Annotated in this window: 25 protein-coding genes; 13 read left to right on the top strand and 12 right to left on the bottom strand. The window is 64.6% G+C overall.

The features are described 5' to 3' along the window. Positions 1–62 precede the first annotated feature (62 nt). A complete protein-coding gene (locus tag LZ536_RS07765) occupies positions 63–1,613 on the bottom strand; it encodes a lipopolysaccharide biosynthesis protein (protein WP_249847838.1) in 1,551 nt (516 codons plus the stop codon). Beyond that, on the bottom strand, positions 1,610–4,411 hold the full coding sequence (gene polA, locus LZ536_RS07760) for a DNA polymerase I (RefSeq protein ID WP_249847837.1): 2,802 nt from the start codon (positions 4,409–4,411) through the stop codon (positions 1,610–1,612). Before polA ends, LZ536_RS07765 begins: the two co-directional genes overlap by 4 nt. A gap of 83 nt (positions 4,412–4,494) precedes the next feature. On the opposite strand from polA, the gene LZ536_RS07755 reads away from it, so the two are divergent. Both LZ536_RS07755 and LZ536_RS07750 read left to right on the top strand, forming a co-directional pair. Beyond that, the gene (locus LZ536_RS07755; RefSeq protein ID WP_249847836.1) at positions 4,495–5,724 is read left to right on the top strand and encodes a cation:proton antiporter; all 1,230 of its coding nucleotides are present in this window, start codon (positions 4,495–4,497) and stop codon (positions 5,722–5,724) included. Then, positions 5,721–5,900 carry a hypothetical protein gene (locus LZ536_RS07750; protein ID WP_249847835.1) on the top strand — a complete coding sequence of 60 codons (180 nt, stop codon included), beginning with the start codon at positions 5,721–5,723 and terminating at the stop codon, positions 5,898–5,900. The genes LZ536_RS07755 and LZ536_RS07750 overlap by 4 nt, the downstream gene beginning before the upstream one ends. Here LZ536_RS07750 and LZ536_RS07745 read toward each other — a convergent pair. The 5 genes from LZ536_RS07745 to LZ536_RS07725 form a co-directional block, all read right to left on the bottom strand. After that, positions 5,897–6,292: an MAPEG family protein gene (locus LZ536_RS07745; RefSeq protein ID WP_249847834.1), complete on the bottom strand. Its 396-nt coding sequence runs from the start codon at positions 6,290–6,292 to the stop codon at positions 5,897–5,899. The genes LZ536_RS07750 and LZ536_RS07745 overlap by 4 nt on opposite strands. 26 nt (positions 6,293–6,318) lie before the next feature. Beyond that, positions 6,319–8,091 carry a DUF885 domain-containing protein gene (locus LZ536_RS07740; protein ID WP_249847833.1) on the bottom strand — a complete coding sequence of 591 codons (1,773 nt, stop codon included), beginning with the start codon at positions 8,089–8,091 and terminating at the stop codon, positions 6,319–6,321. Between the two features lie 42 nt (positions 8,092–8,133). Next, positions 8,134–8,664 carry a GAF domain-containing protein gene (locus LZ536_RS07735; protein ID WP_249847832.1) on the bottom strand — a complete coding sequence of 177 codons (531 nt, stop codon included), beginning with the start codon at positions 8,662–8,664 and terminating at the stop codon, positions 8,134–8,136. 194 nt (positions 8,665–8,858) lie between these two features. Then, positions 8,859–10,439, bottom strand: coding sequence for an L-aspartate oxidase (gene nadB, locus LZ536_RS07730; RefSeq protein ID WP_249847831.1), 1,581 nt, complete (start codon positions 10,437–10,439; stop codon positions 8,859–8,861). Continuing rightward, on the bottom strand, positions 10,436–11,374 hold the full coding sequence (locus LZ536_RS07725; protein WP_249847830.1) for an ABC transporter ATP-binding protein: 939 nt from the start codon (positions 11,372–11,374) through the stop codon (positions 10,436–10,438). The genes nadB and LZ536_RS07725 overlap by 4 nt, the downstream gene beginning before the upstream one ends. 246 nt (positions 11,375–11,620) lie before the next feature. Here LZ536_RS07725 and LZ536_RS07720 point away from each other — a divergent pair, with 246 nt between their 5' ends. Genes LZ536_RS07720 through LZ536_RS07705 form a run of 4 tightly spaced genes read left to right on the top strand, consistent with a single transcriptional unit; the run spans position 11,621 to position 14,332 of the window. Further along, positions 11,621–12,139 carry a DUF4402 domain-containing protein gene (locus LZ536_RS07720; protein WP_249847829.1) on the top strand — a complete coding sequence of 173 codons (519 nt, stop codon included), beginning with the start codon at positions 11,621–11,623 and terminating at the stop codon, positions 12,137–12,139. Positions 12,140–12,177: 38 nt separating this feature from the next. Beyond that, a complete protein-coding gene (locus LZ536_RS07715; protein WP_249847828.1) occupies positions 12,178–12,378 on the top strand; it encodes a zinc-finger domain-containing protein in 201 nt (66 codons plus the stop codon). Continuing rightward, positions 12,375–13,796 carry a metalloprotease TldD gene (gene tldD / locus LZ536_RS07710; protein WP_249847827.1) on the top strand — a complete coding sequence of 474 codons (1,422 nt, stop codon included), beginning with the start codon at positions 12,375–12,377 and terminating at the stop codon, positions 13,794–13,796. Before LZ536_RS07715 ends, tldD begins: the two co-directional genes overlap by 4 nt. Next, on the top strand, positions 13,793–14,332 hold the full coding sequence (locus LZ536_RS07705) for a DUF924 family protein (protein ID WP_249848584.1): 540 nt from the start codon (positions 13,793–13,795) through the stop codon (positions 14,330–14,332). The genes tldD and LZ536_RS07705 overlap by 4 nt, the downstream gene beginning before the upstream one ends. 41 nt (positions 14,333–14,373) lie before the next feature. Here the strand turns inward: LZ536_RS07705 and LZ536_RS07700 are convergent, their stop codons facing one another. The 4 genes from LZ536_RS07700 to LZ536_RS07685 all read right to left on the bottom strand — a co-directional run bounded on the left by LZ536_RS07700 (position 14,374) and on the right by LZ536_RS07685 (position 20,610). Next, entirely contained in the window at positions 14,374–16,533 is a 2,160-nt protein-coding gene (locus tag LZ536_RS07700; RefSeq protein ID WP_249847826.1) for a M3 family metallopeptidase, read from the bottom strand. Between the two features lie 101 nt (positions 16,534–16,634). After that, on the bottom strand, positions 16,635–17,042 hold the full coding sequence (locus tag LZ536_RS07695) for a protein tyrosine phosphatase family protein (protein ID WP_249847825.1): 408 nt from the start codon (positions 17,040–17,042) through the stop codon (positions 16,635–16,637). Further along, positions 17,039–18,805, bottom strand: a complete 1,767-nt coding sequence (gene recQ / locus LZ536_RS07690) for a DNA helicase RecQ (RefSeq protein ID WP_249847824.1) — start codon at positions 18,803–18,805, stop codon at positions 17,039–17,041. Before recQ ends, LZ536_RS07695 begins: the two co-directional genes overlap by 4 nt. Continuing rightward, positions 18,802–20,610, bottom strand: coding sequence for an ABCB family ABC transporter ATP-binding protein/permease (locus LZ536_RS07685; RefSeq protein ID WP_249847823.1), 1,809 nt, complete (start codon positions 20,608–20,610; stop codon positions 18,802–18,804). The genes recQ and LZ536_RS07685 overlap by 4 nt, the downstream gene beginning before the upstream one ends. 125 nt (positions 20,611–20,735) lie before the next feature. Between LZ536_RS07685 and LZ536_RS07680 the strand changes: the two genes are divergently transcribed. From LZ536_RS07680 to LZ536_RS07650, 7 genes are all read left to right on the top strand, one after another. Beyond that, positions 20,736–20,981, top strand: coding sequence for a hypothetical protein (locus tag LZ536_RS07680; protein WP_249847822.1), 246 nt, complete (start codon positions 20,736–20,738; stop codon positions 20,979–20,981). Between the two features lie 298 nt (positions 20,982–21,279). Further along, positions 21,280–21,465, top strand: coding sequence for a PspC domain-containing protein (locus LZ536_RS07675; protein ID WP_249847821.1), 186 nt, complete (start codon positions 21,280–21,282; stop codon positions 21,463–21,465). A 79-nt stretch (positions 21,466–21,544) separates the two neighbouring features. Continuing rightward, positions 21,545–21,697 carry a hypothetical protein gene (locus LZ536_RS07670; RefSeq protein WP_249847820.1) on the top strand — a complete coding sequence of 51 codons (153 nt, stop codon included), beginning with the start codon at positions 21,545–21,547 and terminating at the stop codon, positions 21,695–21,697. 153 nt (positions 21,698–21,850) lie between these two features. Then, a complete protein-coding gene (locus LZ536_RS07665; protein ID WP_249847819.1) occupies positions 21,851–22,552 on the top strand; it encodes a transglutaminase-like cysteine peptidase in 702 nt (233 codons plus the stop codon). 79 nt (positions 22,553–22,631) lie between these two features. Further along, on the top strand, positions 22,632–23,156 hold the full coding sequence (locus LZ536_RS07660) for a peroxiredoxin (RefSeq protein ID WP_249847818.1): 525 nt from the start codon (positions 22,632–22,634) through the stop codon (positions 23,154–23,156). A 1-nt stretch (position 23,157) separates the two neighbouring features. Then, positions 23,158–23,550: a DUF1810 domain-containing protein gene (locus LZ536_RS07655; protein WP_249847817.1), complete on the top strand. Its 393-nt coding sequence runs from the start codon at positions 23,158–23,160 to the stop codon at positions 23,548–23,550. Positions 23,551–23,562: 12 nt separating this feature from the next. After that, complete coding sequence (locus LZ536_RS07650) at positions 23,563–23,982, top strand: hypothetical protein (RefSeq protein ID WP_249847816.1); 420 nt, start codon at positions 23,563–23,565, stop codon at positions 23,980–23,982. Here the strand turns inward: LZ536_RS07650 and LZ536_RS07645 are convergent. Next, entirely contained in the window at positions 23,979–25,400 is a 1,422-nt protein-coding gene (locus LZ536_RS07645) for a M23 family metallopeptidase (RefSeq protein ID WP_249847815.1), read from the bottom strand. The two genes, LZ536_RS07650 and LZ536_RS07645, sit on opposite strands and share 4 nt — an antisense overlap. Between the last annotated feature and the right edge of the window lie 94 nt (positions 25,401–25,494).

Here is a 25,494-nt window from a genome sequence, read left to right as displayed (position 1 = left end):
CCGCGCTGCGGACAGGACTGACGGCGCGAATTCACTTCGCGCCGGCCACGGCGGCAACAGGCTTAGCGGGGCGCGTCGCCTCCGGTTGAAGGGTCCGGCAAGCTCAATTCTTCGATCTCTTCCTTGCGCATGCGGAAGAGCTCGCGGTCTTCCGGCCCGAAGCCCCTGGTCCAGACGACCAGCCCAAACGCCAGCAGGATCGCGGGGATACCACCGACCAATTCCAGCCATTCGAAGCTGTGCGGCAGCAAGGTGAACAGCCAGCCGACGACGATTCCCGCCGCGCTCGCCCAGATCAGGGCCCAGCGCCAACCCGACACGCGCGCCTTCAATATACTCCCCAGCAGGCGCGATTTGATGATCGCGGCCAGCCCAAGGGAGATGAGCAGCGCCGTCGCCGGGCCCGTCGCCTGGACCATGACCGGCCAATGCTCCGCCTGCATCAGCTTGATCAGCGCGACGCTCAACAGCGCCTGGAACGCAATCATCGACAGGCTGATCATCATGTTGCGGTGCCTGGCGACATAGATGAGCGCGGCTTCGCTGACGGCCGCCGTCGCGGCGATGACTTCGGCGAACAGCAGGAAGGCCAGCGCCCCGGTACCGGCGACGAAGGCCGGTCCGACCAGGCCCATTACGGCCTCGCCCGGTATAGCCAGCGCCAGCGCCACGCCCAGCTGCGCGGCGATCACCCAGAAGCCGACCTGCCGTACCTGCTTGGCGACCGCCCCCTGATCGCCGGCGGCGATGTTGCGGGCGATGACGGGGCCAAGGATCGGGTCGAAGCTGGTCTTCAGCTTGGCCGGAAGCGAAGCGACGTTCTGCGCGACATAATAGATGCCGACGATGTCGGGCCGGAAGAACAGCCCGAGGATGGCGATGTCGACCCGCCGCGATCCCCATTCGACGGCGTCGGCGGCGGCGACCGGCAGGTTGCGTCGCGCCATCCGCCACAGGCCGGCTGGGTCCGGGCTCCAGCCGCGTGGGAGGCCATAACTCTTCAGGAATGGAACGAGCGAGGCGACCAGCGCCCCTACCATCGAAAGCACGTAGGCGATGATCAGCCCATCGCGGGTCGAAATGAACGACCAGGCGAAGGCGGCGATGCTGATCGTCCACGGTTCGACGATCGCCCGCGCCCGAACCGTCGCGCCGACGTCATGGCGATAGGCCAAGGCGGCGAGCGTGATGTCAGACCATGCAAGAGCAAAGATCGTGACCGGCAACAGCCATTCAAGACCGTTGATTTCGCTGTTCGGGAACATTGCCGTCGGGAACAGCATCAGCGCGGCCATGGCGATGCCCGAACCGAAGGCGGCGACGATCAGCGAATCCCAGACGACGCAAACATGCGGCTTGTCGGTATGCGCCAGCTGCTGGGCGAGGCCGCGCTTCAGGCCGAGCGTCGCCAGCTGCGCCGCGAATTCGACGATCAGCACCGCATAGGCGAAGCGGCCCAATTGCTCGGCGCCATAGATGCGGCCGGCGATGAACAGGAACGGCAGGCGCGCCGCCAGGCGCAGCACGAATCCGAAGAAATTGATCCGGCCGCCGCGCGCAAGCGCCGCGAGATCTGCTGTGTCTGCCGCCCCCTGATCCGCCGCGGTGCTCAATGCGCGGCACCCCAATTGGCGCCCCAGCCCACTTCGACGTCCAGCGGCACATCCAGCTTCATCGCGGGCTCGGCGGCCTTGGCCATGACCTCCCGCACAACCGCCGCTGCTTCCTGCTCGCGCCCGTCGGGCACCTCGAACAGCAATTCGTCGTGGACCTGCAAGAGCATTCGCACGCCTTCCAGGCCTGCCTTCTCCAATGCTTCGTCCATGCGGTTCATGGCCCGTTTGATGAGGTCGGCGCTGGTGCCCTGGATCGGAGCATTGATGGCGGCGCGCTCTGCACCTGCGCGATGGTTGGGGTTGCCGGCGCGGATGTTCGGAAAATGCGTTTTCCGGCCGAACAAAGTGCGGGTGAAGCCGTTGGTCCGTGCGAACGCCAGCGTGTCGTCCATATAGGAGCGGATGCCCGGGAAGCGTTCGAAATAGCGGGCGATAATCGCCGCTCCCTCTTCCTTCGGCACGCCCAGCCGCCCCGCCAGGCCCCAGGATGAAATGCCGTAGAGGATGGCGAAATTCACGGTCTTGGCCTTGCCGCGCGTGTCGCGGTCGACGCTGCCGAACAATTCCTCGGCGGTCATCGAGTGGATGTCCTCGTGCGCCGCAAACGCCTCTTTCAGCTGCGGCACGTCCGCCATCTGCGCCGCCAGCCGAAGCTCGATCTGCGAATAGTCCGCGCTCATCAATTGATAGCCGGGCTCGGCGACGAAGGCGTCGCGGATCTTGCGGCCGATCTCGGTGCGGATGGGAATGTTCTGCAGATTCGGTTCAGTCGATGACAGGCGGCCGGTCTGCGCGCCCGAGAGGGAATAGCTGGTGTGGACCCGCCCGGTCTCGGGATTAATCTGCGCCTGTAGGGCATCGGTGTAGGTCGAGCGCAGCTTGGTCAGCTGCCGCCATTCCAGAACGCGATTAGCGACTTCGACGCCTTCGCCCGCCAGCCGTTCCAGTTCGTTGACGTCTGTCGAGTAAGTGCCGCTCTTGCCCTTGCGTCCGCCCTTCAGGCCAAGCCGGTCGTAGAGCACCGATCCAAGCTGCTGCGGCGATCCGATCGTGAAGGGACCGCCGGCCGCCTCATAGACGCGGCCTTCCAGCGCCGTAATCTCCTTGGAGAACTCACTCGACAGGCTGGCGAGATAGTCGCGGTCGACCTTGATGCCGCGCCGCTCCATCCGGCCGACGGTCGTGACCAATTGCCGGTCGACCATCTCATAGACGCGCGTCACATTCTCCGACGCCAATCGTGGCTTAAGCCGCTGCCACAGCCGCAGGCAGATATCGGCGTCTTCCCCGGCATATTCGGTCGCCTGCGCGAGCGGCACCTTGTCGAAGGTGATCGCCTTCTGCCCCGTGCCGCAGACCTGCTTGAACGGAATGCACTCATGGTTGCACATCGCTCTGGCGAGCTCGTCGAGGCCGTGCCCGCCAATGCCCCGCCCCGCATCCAGGTCGAAGCTCATGACCATCGTGTCATCATAGGGCGCGACGTTGATGTCCTGCTTGGCGAACATCACCCAGTCGTATTTCAGGTTATGGCCGATCTTCAGGACCGCCGGGTCCTCCAGCAGCGGCTTCAGCCGCGCCAGTACATCGGCCATCGGCATCTGGCTCGGCGCATCCGACAGCAGGTCGGCCGAAACATGGCCGACCGGGATGTAACAGGCCTTGTTCGGGGCGGTCGCCAGGCTGACGCCGACCAGCCGCGCGATGACGCAGTCGATGCAGTCCGTCTCGGTGTCGAGCGCGACAAAACCGTTGGCGGTCGCCTCGGCGATCCAGCGGTCGAGCGCTTCCATCGTCGTCACCGTCTCATAGGCCGAGCGGTCGACATTGATGTCCTGCGCTTCCGGCGGCGTCGGCGCCGCGGCCACCGGCTTTGACGCCATGACGTCAACTGGCCGCGTTCCGCCCGAAGAGGCACCGCCACCAGCGACGCGGTTGAGCAGCGACTTGAACCCCTGGTCCTCGAGGAACTCCTTCAGGGGCTCGGGCGGAATGCCCGTCAGCACCAGGTCGTCGAGCGGCTCCGGCAAAGGCGCATCGCAGACCAGCCGCACCAGCTCGCGCGACAATCGCGCCGCATCCGCATGCTCGATGAGGTTCTGCTTCAGCTTCGGCTTGGTGATCTCGTCGGTCGACGCCAGCACCGTGTCGAGATCGCCATATTGCTGGATCAACTGGCTCGCGGTCTTTGGCCCGATGCCCGGCACGCCCGGCACATTGTCGACGCTGTCGCCCATCAAAGCCAGTACGTCGCCGACCTTCTCCGGCCCGACGCCGAACTTCTCCAGCACCTGCTCGCGGCCGATGCGGCGGTCGTTCATCGTGTCGAGCATGTCGACCTTGCCGTCCTCGATGAGCTGCATCAGGTCCTTGTCGGAACTGACGATCGTCACTTTCCAGCCGGCTTTCGTCGCCGCCAGCACATAGCAGGCGATGATATCGTCGGCCTCCAGTCCGTTCTGCTCGATGCAGGGGATGGAGAACGCGCGCGTGGCGACGCGGATCAGCGGAAATTGCGGGATGAGGTCTTCGGGCGGCGGCGGCCGGTTCGCCTTGTACTGATCGTACATTTCGTTGCGGTGCGTCGATTCCGACGCATCGAGGATCACCGCCATGTGGGTCGGCCCGTCGGCCTTGTTGAGGCCGTCCGCCAGCTTCCACAGCATCGCCGTATAGCCATAGACCGCGCCCGCCGGCTGGCCGTGCCGGTTGGTCAGCGGCGGCAAGCGGTGATAGGCGCGGAAGATGTAGCTCGACCCGTCGACGAGGTAGAGATGAGGCTGGGCGTCGGACATTTGTCTGGCGATGTAGCAGGGGTTTCCCCCTTTTCCACCCGCTTGCGCTTGGCCGCGTCGACGCGTTTCGCTAGCCAGACGCCATGGGGCATCAACCACCTGTCGATTTCTCGCTTCTTGGGTTGATACTGATCGTGGCCGCGCTGACGGCGATGCTCTGCCGCAAGATCGGGATGCCATATAGCGTCGGCCTGGTCATTGCCGGCTTTATCCTGGCGCTGACACCAATCGGCCCCAACCTCCAGCTGACGCCGGCACTCATCATGCAGGTGTTCCTGCCACCGTTGATTTTCGAGGCGGCGATCCAGATCCAGTGGAGGCCCTTCAAGCGGGAATTCCCGCTGTTGCTGATGCTGGTCACTGTCGGCGTTGCACTGGCCGCTGCCTTGGTCGCAGCCGCCATGCATTATGTCATCGGCTGGAGCTGGCTGGCCGCCGCCTTCTTTGGCGTGCTGATCGCCGCGACGGACCCGGTTTCTGTCATCGCCATGTTCAAGGAGGTGCGGGTTCCGCACCGGCTTCACCTGCTGGTCGAAGCGGAAAGCCTGCTGAACGATGGCGTTGCGGCGCTGGGGTTCGCCGTGCTTCTCGGGATTGCGGCCGGAGCTTCAGCGGGCCCTGCGGACGTCGGGATCGCCCTCGTACGCATCGCAATCGGCGGCACCCTGTGCGGGATCGCGATTGGTTGGGCCTGCCTGTTCATTGCCGGCAAGACCGAAGACCCTTTGGTCGAAATCAGCCTGACCATGATCGCCGCCTACGCCAGCTTCCTCCTCGCCGAGCGATTCCACATGTCGGGTGTGCTGGCGACGCTCGCTGCCGGGATCGTCATCGGCAATTTCGGCAAGCTCGGCTCCTTGTCATCGCGGGGCGGGCCGATGCTGCTCAATTTCTGGGAGTTCGCGGCGTTCCTCGCCAACAGCTTCGTCTTCATCCTCATCGGCAGTGCCGAGGCCACGCCCGCTTTGTGGGCCGCCGTTCCAGTGGCGGTCGTGGCGACAATGGCCGCGCTCGCTGGCCGCGCCGTTACCGTCTACCCGTGCAGCCTCGCCTTCGCGCGATCAAGCCTCGCGGTCCCGTGGAAATACAAGCACGTGCTCTTCTGGGGCGGTCTTCGCGGGGCGCTTGCCCTGGCGCTGGCGCTGGCGCTTCCCGCCAGCCTCGCCGAACGCGGCGAAGTGGCCGCTGCCGCATTCCTGGTCGTCGCCTTCTCCATTTTTGTCCAGGGGCTGACGATGCCGCCGCTTGTCCGCAAGCTCGGGTTGGTCGAGGAGCATGGCGAAGAGGATTGCCCAGAGGGGGATTGCCTGTGACCGACCGTTTCCTGCGCCATAAGCAGCCGTGGACGAGCGACGAGCTTCAGAAGCTTCACCGCCTGGCGGGCAAGGGCATGGCCTTGAAGGCCCTGTCCAAGGCCTTGACCCGCAGCGAGGAATCCATCCAGGCGCGGGCCAAGCTCGACGGGCTCAAGATTTCAAAGCTTCGTTAGCCGGCCAGCAGCGGCTTGAGGATCATGACCAGGCCGGCGACGCTGGCGAGCCAGACGATCGTCCTGACGACCGGAATGCCTACCCAATAAAGCGGTAGATAGGCGACCCTCGCGCCCAGCCAGATCCAGCCGCCCAGGGCCGTGGCCTCGCTCGTCCGGCCTGCAATTACGACGCCGAGCAATGCGACGATCGCGATCGGGAAGGTCTCTTCGAAATTGGCCTGCGCGCGGATGAGGCGCCCGGTCGCCTCGCTGGGCGGCGAAGGAATTTCGTCGCGCGCACTGAAGTCCCATTTCAGGCCATATTGCCCCGTCTTGAATACCGCCGCGATGACGATGTGGGCGATCAACAGCGCCGCGCCAAAGGCGGCGATCCTCAATTCAACCGGCATAGATTCCCCTCCCGAAATTTGACCCCTCATGGCGCCGGGGCGGGTGCCGCCTTTTGCCGTGCGATCCACAGTCGCACCTGGTTTTCCAGCTCCGGCAGCGGCACCGACCCCAGGCCCAGGATCATGCTGTGGAACTTCTGTATGTTGAAGTTCGTCCCGAGTTCCGTTTCGGCTACACCACGCATCTTGCGGAGGGTGATTTCGCCCAGTTTGTAGGCCAGAGCCTGCCCCGGCCAGCTGATGTAGCGGTCGACCTCGGTTTCCACTTCGTGTTGCGACAAGGCCGTGTGGCTGGCGAGGTAATCGATCGCTTGCTGACGCGACCAGCCGTAGCGGTGAATGCCGGTGTCGATCACGAGCCGCGCCGCCCGCCACATCTCGTAGCTCTCGGCGCCGAACCTCTCATAGGGCGTGCGGTAAATGCCCATCTCGTACCCGAGATACTCGCTGTAGAGGCCCCAGCCCTCGCCATAGCCCGAGAAATAGATGTTACGGCGGAAGCGCGGCAACTGCTTGCCCTCCTCGGCCAGCGCTCCCTGGAAGCTATGGCCGGGTTCGCATTCGTGCAGCGTCAGCACCGGGATGTTGTAGAGCGGCCGGCTCTTCAAATCGTAAGTGTTCATCTGGCAGCTTTCGCGTCCGCCGCGGCCGGAGGTGTAGAAGGGCGCCAGTGCGTCCGGCACCGGGATAATCGAGAAACGGCCGCGCGGCAGCACCTCGAAATATTGCGCCAGCTTCCCGTCGACGCGCTTCACCGCATAGGCCGAAACGCCCAGAAGCTCGTCGGGCGTGCGGGCAATGAACTGCGGGTCGGTCTTCAGGAAGGTCAGGAAATCCGCGAACGTCCCCTTGAAGCCCGCTTCGCGCATGGTCTTGTCCATGTTCGCCTGGATGCGCGCGACTTCCTTGAGGCCCAGCTGGTGGATTGCCTCGGGCGTCATGTCGGTGGTCGTATATTCGCGGATCTGCGCCCGGTAGAAGGCATCGCCGTCCGGCAAATCGTGCGCCGACACGGTCTTGCGCGCACCAGGCACATAAGTGTCGCGATAGAAGGCTAGCAGCTTCCGGTACGCAGGCATCACGGCCTGTTCGATCGCCGCCTTGCCCTCCGCCTGCAGCTTGGCCGCTTCGGCCGCGCTGATGTTCGACGGCATCGCCTTGAACGGCGCGTAGAAGCTGCTGTCCTCGGCCTTGTCCTTGATGAAGCTGGCGATGCTCCCGTCGCGGCCGACCAGTGTGGCGGCCGGCGGCGTGAACCCGCGCTTCAGCCCATCGCGCATATTGGCGACATTCTCGTCGAAATAGCGGGGGATGTCGCGCATCCGGCCGATGTAGCGCTGGTAGGCGCCAGCGTCGGATAGGGTGTCGCGCTCGTCGAGATAGGTCCAGAAATTGCTGTCGCTGTTCGCCGGCATTTCCCACTCGCGATATTTCGCGTCGGCGACGTCATTCTCCAGGATCTGGCGGAGCACGCCGGCATTGACCTTCTCGTCCGCCGACAATTGCGTGGCGGGAATTGCGTTCAGTTGTGTGAGGAGCCGCTGTTCATGCGCCGCGCGACGGATGTTCGAAGCCGGGTCGACATGGGCTAAACTCCCGCCCTGCTGCTCCTCGCCCTTGGCGTCCTGGAAAGTGCCGAACTCCTTGGCGACCCAGTCGGAATAGCCTTCATAGAGCGCCTTCAACTGCTTGTCGGCGGCGCTGGGTGCCGAAGCGGCGGGAGCGGGCGTTTGGGCGAAAGCGACCTGCGCAGGCAGCGCGGCGGCGGAGAGCAGGACGGCGAGAGCGAGCTTTGTCATGCGGCGGGAGCCTAGCGGGAAGCGCCTAGCTGGCAAGACGGCTCAGATGGGGGAACTTTGGGCTTCGTAAGATTGGGCTACCGAACCCGGCGTCAATCGGCTGCGGCGATAGCTGAGCACGAGCCCACACAGCTCGGCGAAAGCGTCCGCTGTCAGCAAATCGCCGCGACTGAGACCCGATTTAGGCGGATAGGCGACGACAAAGGTTCCCAAGGCCACCCCGTCGGCTTGCTTTGCAGGAATGGAAACCAGGGCCTCGAGCCCATGCTTCAACCCAAGGTCTTTCCAGGCAGGCGCAAATCTCGAATCCGTCGCGACATCGGTGCTGACGACCGTCCTGCCCTCATAGACCGCAAGCGCGCAGGACCCGGGCTTGTCCGCCACCGCAATGCCTTGAAGCGCTCTTGCATATTCCGGCGAAAGCGATGGGAAAGTAGCATTCTCAAACGTGTGCAGGGTCGGGTCCAGCATGGTCACTCCGGCCCGTGCGCCCGGCGAATTAGCTTCGAACGACAGGCAAATGTCGTTGAGAATTTCATCAGGAGCGGATCCCTTCTGCATCTCGTCCAGCACCCTGCTTCGGACAACATCGATGACTACGGACATGACAGTATGGACCTTATCCAAAAAAACGAGTTGCGCCGCTTGGACGCTCACTACCCGACGAGGGGCACGAGCGATGTCCGCGGGCTACCATAGTCCGCCAGCACAGGCCATCACTCCCTCGCTGAAGGGCCGGCCGACACGCTGGCCCGGCTGACGCCGACCTATGGCACCAGCACCGTGTCGTGCGGGACGAGCGATGTCTCCGGATAATCGAGCGTGTAATGCAACCCGCGGCTTTCGTGCCGCGCCAGCGCCGAGCGGATGATGAGGTCGGCGACTTCGACGAGGTTCCTGAGCTCGATCAGGTCCGGCGTGACGCGGAACAGCTTGTAATACTCATTCACCTCCTGCCGCAGCAGGTCGATGCGGTGCTTGGCGCGTTCCAACCGCTTGGTCGTGCGGACGATGCCGACGAAATTCCACATGAACTGGCGAATCTCGCGCCAGCATTGCTGGATGACGACTTCCTCGTCGCTGTCGGTGACGCGGCTTTCGTCCCAGCCGCGGACCGCCGGCGGCTCGGGCAGTTGGTCCCAGCATTCCAAAATGTGCTTCGCCGCCGCCTCGCCGAATACGAGGCACTCCAGAAGCGAATTGGACGCCAGCCGGTTCGCCCCATGCAGCCCCGACTGCGTCACCTCGCCCGCCGCATAGAGCCCCGGCGCGTCGGTGCGGCCGTGGATGTCCACCAGCACCCCGCCGCAGGTGTAGTGTTGCGCCGGCACCACCGGAATCGGCTGCTTCGTGATGTCGATGCCGAGCTCCAGCAGCCTGGCGTAGATGGTCGGGAAATGTGTCCGGACGAACTCCGGCTCGCGGTGCGAAATATCGAGATGGACGTAGTCGAGGCCGTCGCGCTTGATCTCGCCGTCGATGGCGCGGGCGACGATATCGCGCGGCGCCAGCTCGGCGCGCTCGTCGTAATCGGGCATGAAGCGGTGGCCGGTTTCCGGATGCTTCAAAATCCCGCCTTCACCGCGCACCGCCTCGGTGATCAGGAAGTTCTTGACCTCAAGGTTGTAGAGGCAGGTCGGGTGGAATTGCATGAATTCCATGTTCGAGATGCGGCAGCCGGCGCGCCAGGCCATGGCGATGCCGTCGCCCGTCGCCCCGCGCGGCGCCGTCGAATAGAGATAGGCACGGCCTGCGCCTCCGGTCGCAAGGATTGTAGCCCGCGCAGTCAGTGTCTCGACCGCGCCGGTGCGCCGGTTGAAGGCATAGAGTCCGTGCACCGCGCCTGATGTCGAAAACTCCTGCGCATGGCGGCCGGTGACCAGGTCGATCGCCGCCATGTCGGGAATGAGGGTGATGTTCGGGTTCGCCTCGGCCGCCGCTTCCAGCGCCTGCTGGATCGCCCAACCGGTGGCGTCGGCGACATGGACGATGCGGCGGTGGCTGTGGCCACCCTCGCGGGTCAGGTGCCAGCCGTCGGGACCATCGGTATTGAACGGGACGCCCAGCTCGGCGAGCCGCGCGATCGCCGCTGGCGCTTCAGCGACGACATGCTCGACGACTTCCAGGTTGTTGAGTCCCGCGCCCGCGATCATCGTGTCGCGGACATGCGCCTCGAAACTGTCGCCTTCCTCCAGCACCGCCGCGATGCCGCCCTGCGCGCGGGCCGAGGCGCTGTCGCCCAGCGCGCCCTTGGCGATGACGGCGACCTTCCTGTCCGTGGCAAGGTTCAGCGCCGCGGTCAGCCCCGCCGCGCCCGACCCGACGATGAGGACGTCGTATTGGCTCACGCATTCTCCCGCGTCAGACTAAGGAACACGTCTTCAAGGTCGGGGTCGCGCGTCGAAACGTCGACGATGCCGAAGCCCTCCTTCTGCAGCGCGTCGAGCACCTCGCCGGCATTCACCTTGTCCTTGCGATAGCCGATCTCCAGGACCCGCTCGCCCTTGACCTCGATCCGGTCGAAGCAGGCATTGGCCGGCGCCTGGGTCAGGTCGCGATCGACCGTGACCACCACCGCCTTGTCCTGTGCCCGCGCCACCAGCTGCCGTGTCGGCTCATTGGCGATCAATTTGCCGTGGTTGATGATGGCGATGCGGTCGCACAACTCCTCGGCTTCCTCGAGATAGTGGGTCGTTAACACGACGGTGACGCCCTGCTGGTTGAGGCCGCGGACGTAGGCCCAGAGCTGTTGGCGAAGTTCGATGTCGACGCCCGCAGTCGGCTCGTCGAGCACCAGGATCGGCGGCGAATGGACCATCGCCTTGGCAACAAGGAGGCGGCGTTTCATGCCGCCGGACAGGGTGCGCGAATAGGCATGCGCCTTGTCGGTCAGATGCATCGCCGCGAGCAGTTCGTCGCTGATGCGCTTGTCCTTCGGCACGCCGTAGAGTCCCGCCTGGATTTCCAGCGCCTCACGCGGGGTGAAGAAGGGGTCGAAGAGGATTTCCTGCGGCACGATACCGATGGACAGCTTGGCGTTGCGCGGGTGCTGGTCGATGTCGAAGCCCCAGATCGCCGCCTTGCCGCTCGTCTTTACGACTAGGCCGGCAAGGATGTTGATCAGCGTCGACTTGCCCGCGCCATTTGGGCCCAGCAGCCCGAAGATCTGCCCACGCGGCACGTCGAAGCTGACGTCGTCCAGCGCGCGCTTGGGCTCGACGCCCTTGGCCGCATAGGTCTTGCACAGCGATTCGATGCGGATGGCTGGCTCGGTCTCGGACATGGCGAGACTCACTAGCGGCGCTTTCGCCAAGCGGCAAAGGGGCGCGGCAAAACAGGCCTTTACCTTACTGACCGCGGTAATTGCCGCATTAACCCTGCAGCGCGCCCCAGAGGGGAATTATGGCGATTCCGTCCGCGCAACTGCCTGAGATACGCAGTTAATTTTACGCGAACCTTCTCCTTTCAACGCTGAGTAGCGCCTTCCGCTGATAATGGCGGCAACTCGATTTTCGTGGAGCGTGGGCCAGTGTTCAACCTCAAGCATGCCGCGCTGGCGGTCACCGCCAGCTTCATCGCCGCTGCGCCCGTGATGGCCGCGCCAGTCAGCGTCGCCTCGCCCCCGCCGGGCCGCGCGCTGCTGCTCATTCCCCTCACCTTGACCAAGGTGCAGGACATCCATTTCGGCACGATCATTCCTTCGTCGACGACGGCGGGCTTCGTAACGATCAACGCCACGACCGGCGGGCGCACTGGCTCGGCGGGCATCACGCTCGTCAGCACCGACCAGGGCCAGCGCGGCCGGTTCGCAGGCGCCGGTTCGGCGGGCCAGAAGGTCTTCATCGACCTGACGCCGCCGACCGAGCTCGCCAACCCGGCTGGCGACAAGATTACCGTCATCGGCATGACCCTCGATGGCCCGGCGCTGCGCACGATCGCCGCCAACCAGAGCTTCTTCGTCGGCGTCGGCGGGACGATCTTCATCGACGTCAACCAGCCAGAGGGTCTCTATTCGGCGACCTACGACCTGACGGCGGATTATCAGTAGCCATTGAAGCGGGCGGGCCTCGGCGCTACCTCGGCGCCATGATTCCGCCTCCTGAAACCATCAAGGTCAAATCGGTCCGAGTCGCCTGCGACGGCTCGGGCGAAGTACCCGCCGCGCTCGGCCATCCGCGCGTCTATCTTCATATCGAGGACCAGACCGGTTTCGTCGATTGCGGCTATTGCGACCGCCGTTTCGTGCTCGAGGGCGGACCCGCCGACACTAGCACCACCGGCGCATGACTTACGCAGACCCGCGCGGCTTCCTCTACCGGAGCCTCGACCCCGACGCGGCCAAGAAACTCGCCGGCCGCCATCTCGCCGGTCATGACGATGGCGAGCTCTATCTTCAATATCGCGTCAGCGAGGCCTTCGGCTTCGACGACGGCCGGCTGAAGACCGCCGACTACAACAGCGCCTCGGGCTTCGGCCTGCGCGGCGTTTCCGGCGAAACCACCGCCTTCGCCCACGCCAACGAGATCAGCGCTGCCGCCATCGAACGCGCCGCCGCGACCCTCAAATTGCTCGACCCTGCCAAGGGCCCGGCCGCGCCGCCGCCGGCGCGCACCAACCAGGCGATGTACGGCGCCGAAGATCCGCTCAGCCTTGTGCCTTTCGCCGAAAAGGTTGCGCTCTGCCAGAAGATCGACGCCGCCGCCCGCGCCCGCGATCCGCGAGTCGAGCAGGTCAGCGTTTCGCTGCTCGCCAGTTGGAGTGTCATCGACATTCACCGCGCCGATGGCTTCACCGCCACCGACGTCCGCCCCTTGGTCCGCCTCGGTGTCCAGATCATGGCCCGCGACGGCGACCGCCGCGAGGCCGGTTTCCACGGCCTAGGTGGGCGTTACCTTTACGACAAGCTGTTCGATGAAGCCGAGTGGAACCGGGCGATCGACGTCGCGCTCGCCCAGGCGCTCGTGAACCTTGAATCGATCGCCGCGCCCGCCGGCGAGATGACGGTCGTTTGCGGCCCCGGCTGGCCGGGAGTGCTGCTCCACGAAGCCATCGGCCACGGCCTCGAAGGCGACTTCAACCGCAAGGGCACGTCGGCCTTCTCCGGCCGCATCGGCGAGCGTGTCGCTTCGCCGGGGGTCACGGTCGTTGACGACGGCGCCATCCTTAACCGGCGCGGCTCGCTGACCATCGACGATGAAGGTACGCCGACCGGCCGCACCGTCCTGATCGAGGACGGCATCCTCAAGGGCTATATGCAGGACCGCTTGAATGCCCGGCTGATGGGCATGGAGCCGACCGGTAACGGCCGCCGCGAAAGTTTCGCCCACGCGCCGATGCCACGCATGACCAACACCTTCATGCTCGCCGGCCAGGACGACCCAGACGAGCTGGTCTCACGCGTCAAGGACGGCGTCTATGCCAAGAGCTTCGGCGGCGGGCAGGTCGATATCACCAGCGGCAAGTTCGTCTTCAGTTGCACCGAGGCCTATCGCATCCGCGGCGGCAAGATCGCCGAACCGCTGAAGGGCGCAACCCTGATTGGAGACGGGCCCAGCGTGCTGACCCGCGTCAGGGGCATCGGCAACGACCTCGCGCTCGACGAGGGCGTCGGCATTTGCGGAAAGGCCGGCCAGTCGGTGCCGGCCGGTGTCGGCCAGCCGACCCTGCTGGTCGACGGCCTGACGGTTGGAGGCACGGCGGCCTGAGCGACTGGCGCGAACGGGTTCTCGCCTTCTGGTTCGACGAGGTCGGGCCCGATCACTGGTGGCGCGGCGGAGAAGGGGTCGACGCCCTCTGCCGCAATCGCGTCGCGGACCTTTACGCCGAAAAGCGCCAGCTACCTCCGGAAAGCTTCCTCGACGGTCCGTTGACGGCGCTCGCCGGTGTCATTCTCTTCGACCAGCTGCCGCGCAACATGTTCCGCGGTCATGCCGACCAGTTCATGACCGACAGTCTGGCGCTTGGAATCGCCAAGGGCGCCGTCGATCGCGGGTATGACGAACAGCTTACGAAGGACCAGAAGACCTTCCTCTACATGCCGTTCGAGCATAGCGAGAACCTCGCCGACCAGGAGCACTCACTGATCCTGTTCACCGCCCTTGGCGACGATGACTTGCTCGGCTTCGCCAAAAAGCACTTCGATGTCATCAAGCGCTTCGGCCGCTTCCCGCACCGCAATGCCATGCTTGGCCGCCAGCCGCGCCCCGACGAGCGCGCCGCCGGCAACACCAATCCCTGGTGAAAAGAACTGGGCCGGAAGCGTCTCCCGGCCCAGCTTAAGTCTTACTTGGTCGGACCGTCCGATCCCAAGCCATAGTAGGTGAGATAGGGGTCGATCTGCGGATCATGACCCGCCCAGTTGCGGTACATGGCGGCAAGGTCCTGCGTATTGCCGCGCGACAAAACCATGTCGCGGAAGCGCTGCCCATTGGCGCGGGTCAGGCCGCCGTTCTTTTCGAACGTGTCGAACGCGTCCTGCCCGAGCATGCGCGTCCAGGCGTAAGCATAATAGCTGGCCGAATAGCCGTTGCTCCAGATGTGCAGGAAATAGCTCGAACGATAGCGCGGCGGCACGTCCTTGGTGTCGAACCCGCCCTTGGCGAGGGCATCCGCTTCGAACTTGTCGACATCCTGCAGCGCGGCCGTGGCCGGCAGCGAGTGCCAGTCGAGGTCGAGCCGCGCGGCTTCTAGCGCCTCGCCGACCTCATAGCCCTGGTTGAAGGTGCGGGCGTTGAGAACCTTCTGGATCAGCTCCTGCGGGATGACCTGCTTGGTCTGATAATGGACCGCATAGTGGGGCAGGATCTTCGGATCGAGCGCCCAATTCTCGTTGAACTGCGAGGGGAACTCGACGAAGTCGCGCGCCACGTTGGTGCCCGAAAGCGTCGGATATTCCTGCGCGGCGAATATGCCGTGCAATGCGTGACCGAACTCGTGGAACATGGTCGTCACATCATCGAAGCTGATCAGTGCCGGCTGGCCGGGCGCGGGCTTCGTGAAATTCTCGACGTTGAAGATGACCGGCTTGGCCTTGCGCAGATAGGCCTGGTTGACCAGGTTCGACATCCACGCGCCGCCGTTCTTGTTGTCGCGCTTCCACGGGTCGATCATGAAGATCGCCAACTCCTTGCCGTCCTGGTCGTAGACCTGGAAGGCGCGCATGTCGGGGTTCCAGGTCGGAATGTCCTTCCGCTCCTTGAACGTCAGGCCATAGAGCTGGTTCGCGGCATAAAAGACGCCGTCTTCGAGCACCTTGTTGAACTCGAAATAGGGCTTCAGGTCGTCGCCGTTCAGCGCATAACGCTCCTTGCGGATCTGCTCGGCGTAATAGTTCCAGTCGGCGGCCGTCGGCTGGAAGGCCGCACCTTGCGATTTCGCGAGCGCGACGATGTCGGCCCATTCCTTCTGCTGCTTGGCCGAAACCGCCGGCGCCAGCCGGTCGAGGAAGCCGACCGCAGTCGCGCGGTCCTTCGCCATCTGGTCGTACAAAGTGTAGTCGGCGAAATTGGTGGCGCCGAACAAAGCGGCCTTCTTGGCGCGGAGCTGAGCCAGTTCGGCCACGATCGGGCGCGTGTCATTGGCATCGCCATGTTCCGCGCGCGTGAGGCTGGCGTTGAGCAGCTTCTGGCGCGTGTCATGGCTGGTCAGAGAATCGATCGACGGCTGCTGGGTCGTGTTCTGCAGCGGCAGGACATAGCCGGTGAGTTTGCGACCCTTCGCCGCTTCCTGGGCCGCGGCGAGTTGCTCCTTGGACAGGCCCGCAAGCGCTGCCGGATCGTCAAAGTGCAGCGCGCCGGCCTTGGCCGCGGCCAGCAGTTTCTGGCTGAAGGCCGTCGACAGCGTGCTCAGGCGCTTGTTGATGACCCTGAGCTCGGCCTGCTTGGCAGGCGACAGCTCGGCGCCGGCGTGAACGAATTGCTTGTAATAGACGTCCAGCAGCTTGGCCTGTTCGGCGTTGAGCTTCAGCCCCGCCTGCTTGTCGTGCAGCGTCTTGAAGCGCTGGAACAGCTTCGCGTTGAGGAAGATGGAGTCGTAATGCTCTGCGAACAGGGGCGCCGTCTTGGTATCGGTCGCCTGCAGTGTGTCGTTGGTGTTGGCGCCATTGACCGCGCTGAACGCCAGATTGGCGCGCTCAAGCAGCAGGCCGGACTTTTCCATCGCAAGGACGGTATTGTCGAAGGTCGGCGCCGCCTTCTGGTTAGCGATCACCGCCACTTCGCGCTTTTGCTGCGCCATGCCGGCCAGGAGCGCGGGCAAATAATCCGAGTCCTTGATCTTCGAGAAATCCGGGGTCTCGAACGGCAATGTGCTCGGCTTGGCGAACGGGTTGCTCGCCGGCAGGCTCGCCGAGGCAGCCGGAGCCGCCTTCTTGGCGGCGGCATCGGCGGGGGCAGTGGAAACGAGTGCGACAGCGGCTGTCGCCAGAAGAAGAGTGCGGATCATGGTGGTTCCTCAAGGACTATTCGGTCAGCTTGGCTGCCCTTCAACCGACTCGCGCCTTACGCAAGCCTGAATTTCAGCCGTTTGTCGAAAGGCTTACCGGTTCAGAGAAGATGCGCGACCGGCGCCAGGCTGAATCCGGCGGCTTCGGCGCATTTGTGCAGCTCATCCGGCTCGGCGCCATCCTCCGACCGGGCGACCGCCCAGGCCAGAGTCGAGCGATTGCCGGAGCGGCAGAAGGCCAGCAATTTGCCTTCACCCGTCGCATTGATCGCGTCGCGCATGGCTTCAACATCGGACGGCCCCATTCCGTAGCGGATCGGAATGTGGCGATATTCCATGCCCGCCGCCCGCGCCGCCGCCTCAAGGTCTGAGGAAAGGGGCTGCCCGGCATCCTCATTGTCGGGCCGGTTGTTGACCAGCATGGTGACGCCGTGCGCCTTCAAATCGGCGATCTGGTCCGGCATCAGCTGTCCGCTGACCATGGTCTTGTCGTCCAATTGCCGGATCATTGATTCCCCTCCTCAAAATCCGCGACCGCCGCGAGCATGGCCTCACCATAGCGCTTTAGCTTGGCTTCGCCCACGCCCTGAACGCGCGAAAGGTCGGAAAGCGTCGCCGGTTTCGCCTCCGCAATCTCGCGCAGGGTTGAATCATGGAAGATGACATAGGGCGGCACGCCGATCTCGGCGGCCAGTTCGCGTCGCCTGGCGCGTAGAGCTTCGAACAATGGGCTCGTCGGCCCGCCGGTATCGCGGCGGCGTGACTTCTTGCGCGGCGGCGGCACAGCGATCGTTACCGTCTCCTCGCCTTTCAGGATGGGCTTTGCGGCAGGGCCAAAGGACAGTCCGCCATAGGCATCGGCGCGCAGCGCATCGCGGGCAATCAGGGCACGGGCGACGGGGCGGACCAGCGCGATTTCGTCGGGTGTCGCAATGCCGAACACCGACAGCCGGTCATGGCCGAAGCCGCGCACCTTCTCATTGTCGTCGCCCGCCATCACCGCGGAAAGATGCGCGACCCCGAACCGCATTTCCGTGCGGAATGCCGTCGAGAGCAGTTTGCGCGCGACCTCGGTGGCGTCGATCGTCGCCGGCGGCTCCAGGCAATTGTCGCAATTGCCGCATTGCGCCGGCGGGTCCTCGCCGAAATGCCGCAGCAGGATCGCGCGCCGGCAGGTCGCGGCCTCAACGAACGCCGCAAGCGCATTCAGCCGCTCGCGCTCGCCTTGCTGGCGCGCAGGCTCGACTTCGGTCTCGATACCCTGCCGGGCGCGGGCGAAGTCCTCGGCACCCCAGAACAGCCACGCTTCGGCAGGCTCGCCGTCGCGGCCCGCGCGGCCGGTCTCCTGGTAATAGGCCTCGATCGATTTCGGGATGCCGGCGTGGGCGACGAAGCGCACGTCCGGCTTGTCGATGCCCATGCCGAAGGCGACGGTCGACGCCATCACCATTTCCTCCGACGACACGAACGCGGCCTGGTTCCGCTTGCGCACGGCGGGGTCGAGTCCGGCATGATAGGCGAGCGCCGGACGGCCGCTTCCAGCCATCCCTTCCGCCAGCTTCTCCGCCTTGTCGCGGCTCGGAGCATAGACGATGCCGGCCCCCGGTTGGCCGGCCAGCAATTGCTTCAGCTGCCCGCCAATCCCGTCGCGCGGTCGGACATGGTAGCGGATGTTCGGCCGGTCGAACCCGGTCACGACCAGCCCGTCTTCCGGAATTCCCAATTGTGTCAGGATGTCCGCGCGCGTCCGCCGGTCGGCGGTCGCCGTCAGCGCCAGTCTCGGCACATCGCCATGCGCGTCGAGCAGCGGCCGCAGCTGGCGGTAATCGGGCCGGAAATCATGGCCCCATTCGCTGACGCAATGCGCCTCGTCGATGGCGATGAGCGCGATCGGCAATTGCTCGACCAGTCGCCGGAAATGCTCTGTCGTAGCCCGCTCCGGAGCGACGTAGAGCAAGTCGAGCTCACCGTTCCGCAGCCGCGCGATGGTCGTCTCTCGGTCGCTGTCCGCGGACGTCAGCGAGGCTGCGCGAATGCCAAGGCCCTCGGTCGCGCGGATCTGGTCGTGCATAAGCGCAATCAGCGGCGAGATGACGATCGCGGTCCCTTCGCGCGCCAGGGCCGGCAATTGATAGCAAAGCGACTTGCCGGCTCCGGTCGGCATGACCGCCAGGCTGTCCTTGCCGGCCATCACCCGCTTGACGACCTGCTCCTGCACTCCGCGGAAATGATCGAACCCAAATATGTTACGCAGAATCTCGTGAACGATCACTCGGCGGCTTCCTCCAGCGCCCTTTCGGCTGCCTGCCGCGCCCACAGCTCCGCGTAAAGCCCGCCCGCCCGCAAAAGCTCGGCATGCGTGCCGCTCTCGGCAACGCGGCCAGCGTCGAGAACGACGATGCGGTCGGCGTTGACGATGGTCGATAGACGATGCGCGATGATGATGGTCGTCCGGTTCTCCGCGACATTGTCGAGCGTCGCCTGGATCGCCTCCTCGGTCCGGCTGTCGAGCGCGCTGGTGGCTTCGTCGAGGATCAGGATCGGCGGGTCCTTCAGCAGGGTGCGGGCGATGGCGACCCTTTGCTTCTCGCCGCCGCTCAATTTCAGCCCGCGCTCGCCGACCATCGACTCATATCCCTGTGGCAAAGCGGCGATGAAGCGGTCGATGGCCGCCCCGCGCGCGGCGCCGCGGATCTCGCTCTCGCTCGCCGCTTCGCGCCCGTAGCCGATGTTGTAGCCGATGGTGTCGTTGAACAGCACCGTGTCCTGCGGGACAATGCCGATCGCTGCTCGTAGGCTGCCCTGCGTGACCTTGGATATATCTTGCCCGTCGATGCGGATGTCACCGCCGGTCGGGTCGTAGAAACGGTAGAGCAGTCGCGCGAGCGTCGACTTGCCGGCGCCCGACGGCCCCACCACCGCCAGCGTCGTCCCGGGCGGAATCGCAAAGCTGACGCCGTTCAGGATCGGCCGCTCGGGCTCATAGGCAAAGTGCACGTCCTCGAACGCTACCAGCCCGCGCCCTACCTGCAGCGACGGCGCGTCCGGCGCGTCGACGATCTCCGCCCGCGTATCGACCAACTCGAACATCGCCTCCATGTCGATCAGCCCCTGCCTGATCGATCGATAGACCCAGCCGAGCAGGTCGAGCGGCCGGAACAGCTGCATCAGCAGCGAATTGACCAGCACCACATCGCCCGGAGTGAAGCGGCCCTGGCTCCAGCCCCAGACGGTGTAGCCCATCGCCCCGGCCATCATCAGGTTGGTGATCGCCGACTGGCCGATGTTGAGCCAGGCCAGCGACACCTCGTTCTTCGTTGCCGCCCTGGCGAAAGCGTCGATGGTGTCGTCATAGCGCCTGGCCTCGCGCTCCTCTGCGCCGAAATATTTGACCGTCTCGTAGTTCAGCAGGCTGTCGACCGCGCGGCCGATCGCCTTGTTGTCGACCTCGTTCATCTCCCGCTGCAGCTTGGCGCGCCAGTCGGTCACGGTCCGCGTGAAGACGATATAGAGAGCGACCATCGCCAGGGTCGCGGCGACCAGGCCGATGCCGAACTTGACGAAGAAGATGATGCAGATCGCCGTCAGCTCGATCGCTGTCGGGGCGATGTTGAAGAGGATGAAATAGAGCATCATGTCGATGCTCTTGGTGCCGCGCTCGACGATCTTGGTCAGGCTGCCGGTGCGCCGTTCGAGGTGGAAACGAAGCGACAGATTGTGGACATGGCGGAACACCATCGCCGCCAGGCGCCGCCCGGCCTGCTGCCCAACCTTCTCGAATACCGCGTTGCGAAGGTTGTCGGCCAGCACATTGCCGAAGCGCGCCGCGGCATAGGCGGCCACCAGCATTAGCACCGCGCCGAAGGCCTGGCGGTCGGCGGACATGCCGTCGACCACCGCTTTGTAGGCAAAGGGCATGAGGAGCGCGATCGCCTTGCCGGCCAGCACCAGCGTCAGGGCCACGACGACACGGACCTTCAGCTCGGCCTCACCCTTGGGCCAGAGCAGGGGCAGGAAGCGCACCAACGTATTGAAGCCCGCCTTGCGGGGCGCCGAATCTGCCGATTGTTCTGCCATCAGTCATCCTAGGTAGGAACACCGATGGAGCTGGGCAAATAATTCCCCCAAGCGGCTGGAACTCCAACGTTAAATCGGGGTTTTGATTCGCGTTAAACGGCCAGTGAGCGGGAAGCGGACTGACAATGGGACCGGCATATTTCGTCATCGCCATCATGGGCTGCAGCGACGGCGCCATCGACTGCCAGACGGTCGCGACCCCGGCTGCCCATTATGCGACCGAGCAGGCCTGCCTCGCCGCTCGCAATGACACACTCATGGCCAATAGCGACCTCGATTTCCCGACCCTCTTGGCCGAATGCCAGCCGGTCGCGCCCAAGGCGACGGCCTCCAAGCCGAAGCCAGCGCCGAAAGACAGCGCCTCGGCCTGACCGATAGGTGAAATTTCCCAATATTATTGTGAAATTTCCCAACACTGGGCATTGGTAAATCTACGCGCACCTTGATTTTATTGTATAATTTCCAATTGGCACGCTCCCTGCATTATTAAATGCATCGCCCCATCGGGGGGCGCAAAAGGGGAATTTGAAATGAACGCCATTGTTTCTTCGGAACGCCAGATCGCCGTCACCTTCGCCGGTGCGCTTCTGACCTCGCTGCTGTTCGTCAGTGCCGCCATCGGCCCGCTGCCGTTCTTCGCCTGAACTGTACTTGCGTAAGGATAAAGCCATGAATGGCCGTTTCCTCATCAACCGCCGTGACGCCAAGGTCATGGGCGTCGCTGCCGGCCTCGCCGATTATACCGGTGTCGATCCGTTGCTTGTCAGGCTCGGCTTCGTCGCGGCCTTTTTCATCGCCGCGCCGCTGGCGATCATCTTTTACCTCGTCACCGGGCTGGTGGCCGCTGACCGCTAGGCGCGGCCACCACTACCCGCCGTCTCTCGCGAGGCGTATGATGACCCTTCCGACTCTCGCATAGCTCAGGAGGGTGTGCATGGAACGCCAGGGCGATGAAGTTCATGTCAGCCAGGAAGAAGTCACCGGCGCCGTGCAGCCGCACGTCATGCGCTATGTCCTTGGCGTCTCATTATTGCTCGTCGTTATCCTGATGTCGTTAATCTGGATCGTCGGATCGGTCTTCCGTTAACCTTCGATAACTGCCGAAAACCGCCTTTTTCTGTACAATTCCATCGTTTCGACGGCGAAAGCTGTCGGCACACCGTAAACCGCTTCCTTTAACGGAACTGTGGGCAGAGGTTTGGCGTAACGGGGGATTATTCCGATAAAGGAACGACTTGCGATGCACGCACGCTTCATCTGCGCGACGTTGGCTGTTGCCTGCATCGCTGGCGCCGCCACGGCGCAAGTCCGGGTCGGCCCCGAGTCGGCCGCCGGCAAATACAACCGCCTCCAGGACCTGACCTACCGTCCGCAAAATGGCGTGACGCCGGTGACACCGGACGTCTTCGGCACTGCCGCCGTCAGCGCCGGGGTGACCTTTTACGATGCGCGTTTCCGCCGCGTCTCCAACACCGACCGCGCCCATCCGATGGTGGTTGCACTTGCCGATACCGTCCGCAGCTTGACGCCCGAGGAGCAGCTCGCGACCGTCCAGCGCGAAGTGAAGCAACGCGTCCGCTGGGCCCAGGACCTCGACACCATGAAGGTTGCCGACCTTTGGGCCAATGCCGGCGAGACGCTGGAACGTGGCGCCGGCGACAGCGAAGATATCGCCGTCGTCGAAATGCAGGTGTTGAAGGCTGCCGGCTGGAATGCCCGCGACCTCTACATGAGCATTGGCCGTGAACTCGGCGTCGGCAGTCACATTGTCCTGCTCGCGCGCGCGCCGAGCGGTTTCTACATGCTCGACGACAAGTTCGACCATCCCGTCAACGCGTCCCAACATGGGCTGTTCACGCCGATCCTGACGCTGGGCGAAGGCAAAAGCTGGGTCCACGGTCGCCGCATCAACGGCTCATCCTCACGCCTCAGCGCCCGTTGATCCTGCCTGAGTGACGAATCCCGTGGCGTCGCCGCGCGCGTCGCGCTAGCCTGCACGCTGTATTTGTGGAGGGAGTGGCATGCGCAGGACTTTTGGCTTTTCCGCTTTGGCGTTGCTCGCGGCTCCGGCACTCGCCGCTTTGCCCGCCGGTACCGAGGCCCCGCTGATCAAGGCGGACGGCGCTTTCGCCGGCAAGCCTTACGCGTTCGACCTGAAGCGGGAGCTGCGTAGCGGCCCGGTCGTGCTCTACTTCTTTCCCAAGGCCAACACCGAGGGCTGCGATCTCGAAGCCCATTTGTTCAGCGAAGCCATGCCCCAGTTCAAGGCGGCACACGCCCGCGTCATCGGCATGAGCGCTGACGACAACGCGACGCTGACGACCTTCTCCACCGCCAAGTGCGCGGGTGCCTTCCCGGTGGCGACCGCGACCCCGGAAATCCGGAAGGCGTTCGACGTCGACTGGAAAGAGCATCCCGGCCTGACGACGCGCACCACTTATGTGATCGAAAAGGGCGGCATCATCGTCCTCGTGCAGGACAATCTCGACGCGACGCAGCATGTCGCCAAGGCGCTCGCCGTCGCAGAGGGCCTGAAGCGCAAATAGGGTGGCGGGCGCCGACCCGTTCAACCTGCAACGCTTCGTCGATGCGCAAGCGGGCGGCGTCCACGAACAGGCGCTCGCCGAACTCCGGGACGGTCGCAAGCGCAGTCACTGGATGTGGTTCGTCTTCCCGCAGCACGTCGATCTCGGCCACAGCCCGACTGCGAAGCATTTCGGGCTGACCGGTGCCGATGAGGCGCGTGCCTATCTCGATCACCCGATCCTCGGCCCGCGCCTGATCCAATGCTGCGAGGCGATACAGCTTCATCTTCAGCGGGGCGTGGGCGCCAAGGCGATTCTTGGTCCGGTCGACGCGCTCAAACTCAAATCCTCGATGGAGATTTTTGCCGCTGCGGGCGCAACCTGTGCCAGCGAAGTTCTGGAGCTATTGGACTGAGGGGGAGGTGGAATGCGCGTTATCCTGATCGCCGTTTCCGGAATCGTGTTGGCGGCGGCGGCCCAGCGCCCCGCCGATTTCACCTTTGATCCCAAGCCGCGCTGGACCGAGGACCCCGAAACCGAAAAGGTGTGCGAGGTTATCGCCAGGGAATGCTCTGGTTTCCTCAAGGACGGCTCGTTCGAGGGAAATTGGGGTTACGCCGAGCTCTACAATGCCGACGGCTATCTCGTCGGCTTGCGTCAGGTGAAGTCGACGGGCTGCAAACCGCTCGACGAGCACATGATGCTCGGCCAGCGCCATTTCGCGACCCTGTTCAGCAAGAGCGGGCCTGACCTCGACGACCTCACGGTCGAAACCGCGCCCGGTACGAACCGGGATGGGGTCCGCCTCGTCAAGCAGGGCGAGACCAGCCTCTCCTTCGGCTGCTAGGTCTTAGTCCCGACGCCGAGCAGCGCCTTCAGCCGAGCCTTGATCGCCTCGGTCATCGCCGGGTCGATCGCCGGCGCGCTGGTCATGCGCACTGCCATCGGGTTCACCTGGACGCCGTTGCGCAGGACTTCATAGTGAAGGTGCGCGCCGGTCGAGAGGCCGGTGGTGCCGACATAGCCGATGACCTGCCCTTGGCGGACCGGCATTCCCGGCGACACGATCATCCGGCTCATATGGTTGTAGCTGGTGGCAAGGCCGCCGCCGTGGTTGATCTTCACCTGCTCGCCATAGCCCCCGGCCCAGCCGGCACTGGCGACCTGGCCGTCGGCGGCGGCATGGATCGGCGTGCCCCAGGCGGCGCCGAAGTCGATGCCTTTGTGCATCCGCGCGAAGTGCAGGATCGGATGGTATCGCATGCCGAAGGTCGAGGTGATGCGGGCATTCACGGGCCAGATCATCGCGTTCGACGCCTGCACCGGCTGGTTGTTGGCGGCATCGACCCAATTGATCTTCCCGCCGATATTCCATGCGACCAGCTGCACCGGGCGCTGCCCGAAGCGCTCGAGCCCGGCATAAAGCAGAGGCCCTGGGAAGTTCTCGCCCGTCGCCGTGTGGCGATTGGCCAGCACAAGGTCGAAGCGGTCGTCGGGTGCGATGGCGCCGACGTCGATCTGCGTCGCCAGCGCCTTCAGATAGGATGCGGCGGACTGGCTCGATGCGCCGGCTGCGCGCAACGCCCAATAGAGCCCTTCGCCGGCCCGGCCGCGGATGCGCAGCGGCCGGTTATCGACCGCAATCGGCATTTTCGTCAGGGTCAGGCCCGTGTCGCCGCGCTCGATCGCCATCCGCATGTCGAGGCCGGTGCGGACGACAATCTTCTGGATCGGCCTCAGCCCGGCGGCCTCCTTGCGGCCCAGGGTAACGGAAATGCCGGTGCCGGGAATGACGCGCCCGCCCTCCCCGCGGACCAGGCTCTCGACTTGCACGGCATCGCCGGTCGAAGCGCCGATGCGCACCAGCGAGCGCGCCAGCCCGTCGCGGCCGACGGTGGCGAACAGGTCGAGGAAGGCCCGTTCGGGCGCAGATTCGATCGGCTCGACCCTGCTATTGGCGGCCATGCGCATGCCGGTCGGGGAGCCGCGATCCAGAGATCCAATCGCTGTCGCGTCCCACTGGTCCTCGATGGCCTTCGGCATTTCCGGGGTTCCGGCGGGCAGCGGGCCAAAATCGGGCCGCAGCGCGATGGCAAACACGACGAGCGCTCCAAGCGTCGCGAGGCCGCGCCACCAGTCCCTCGAAAACGGATTGTCACTGAGGTCGACGACAAGACTGAACGGAGGTTTGGCGCGCCCGAAGCCAACCGGCGCCCGCGCTGGGGCCGCCGTCAGAAACTGCTGCTGAACCCATGCCTCGCGCAAGACGCCGCTCTCCTTGGGGTCCGCTGTGCCCAAACAAGGTTAATAGCGGTTTAATCGACTGGCTTGAAAACCAGTCGCCCCGGCGTAGGCCGGG

The organism is Sphingomonas alba, assembly GCF_023516555.1.
Classification (GTDB): domain Bacteria; phylum Pseudomonadota; class Alphaproteobacteria; order Sphingomonadales; family Sphingomonadaceae; genus Sphingomicrobium; species Sphingomicrobium album.
The sequence above is the reverse complement of the archived record's forward strand: the minus strand, read 5'-3'. Positions and strand labels throughout refer to the sequence as shown.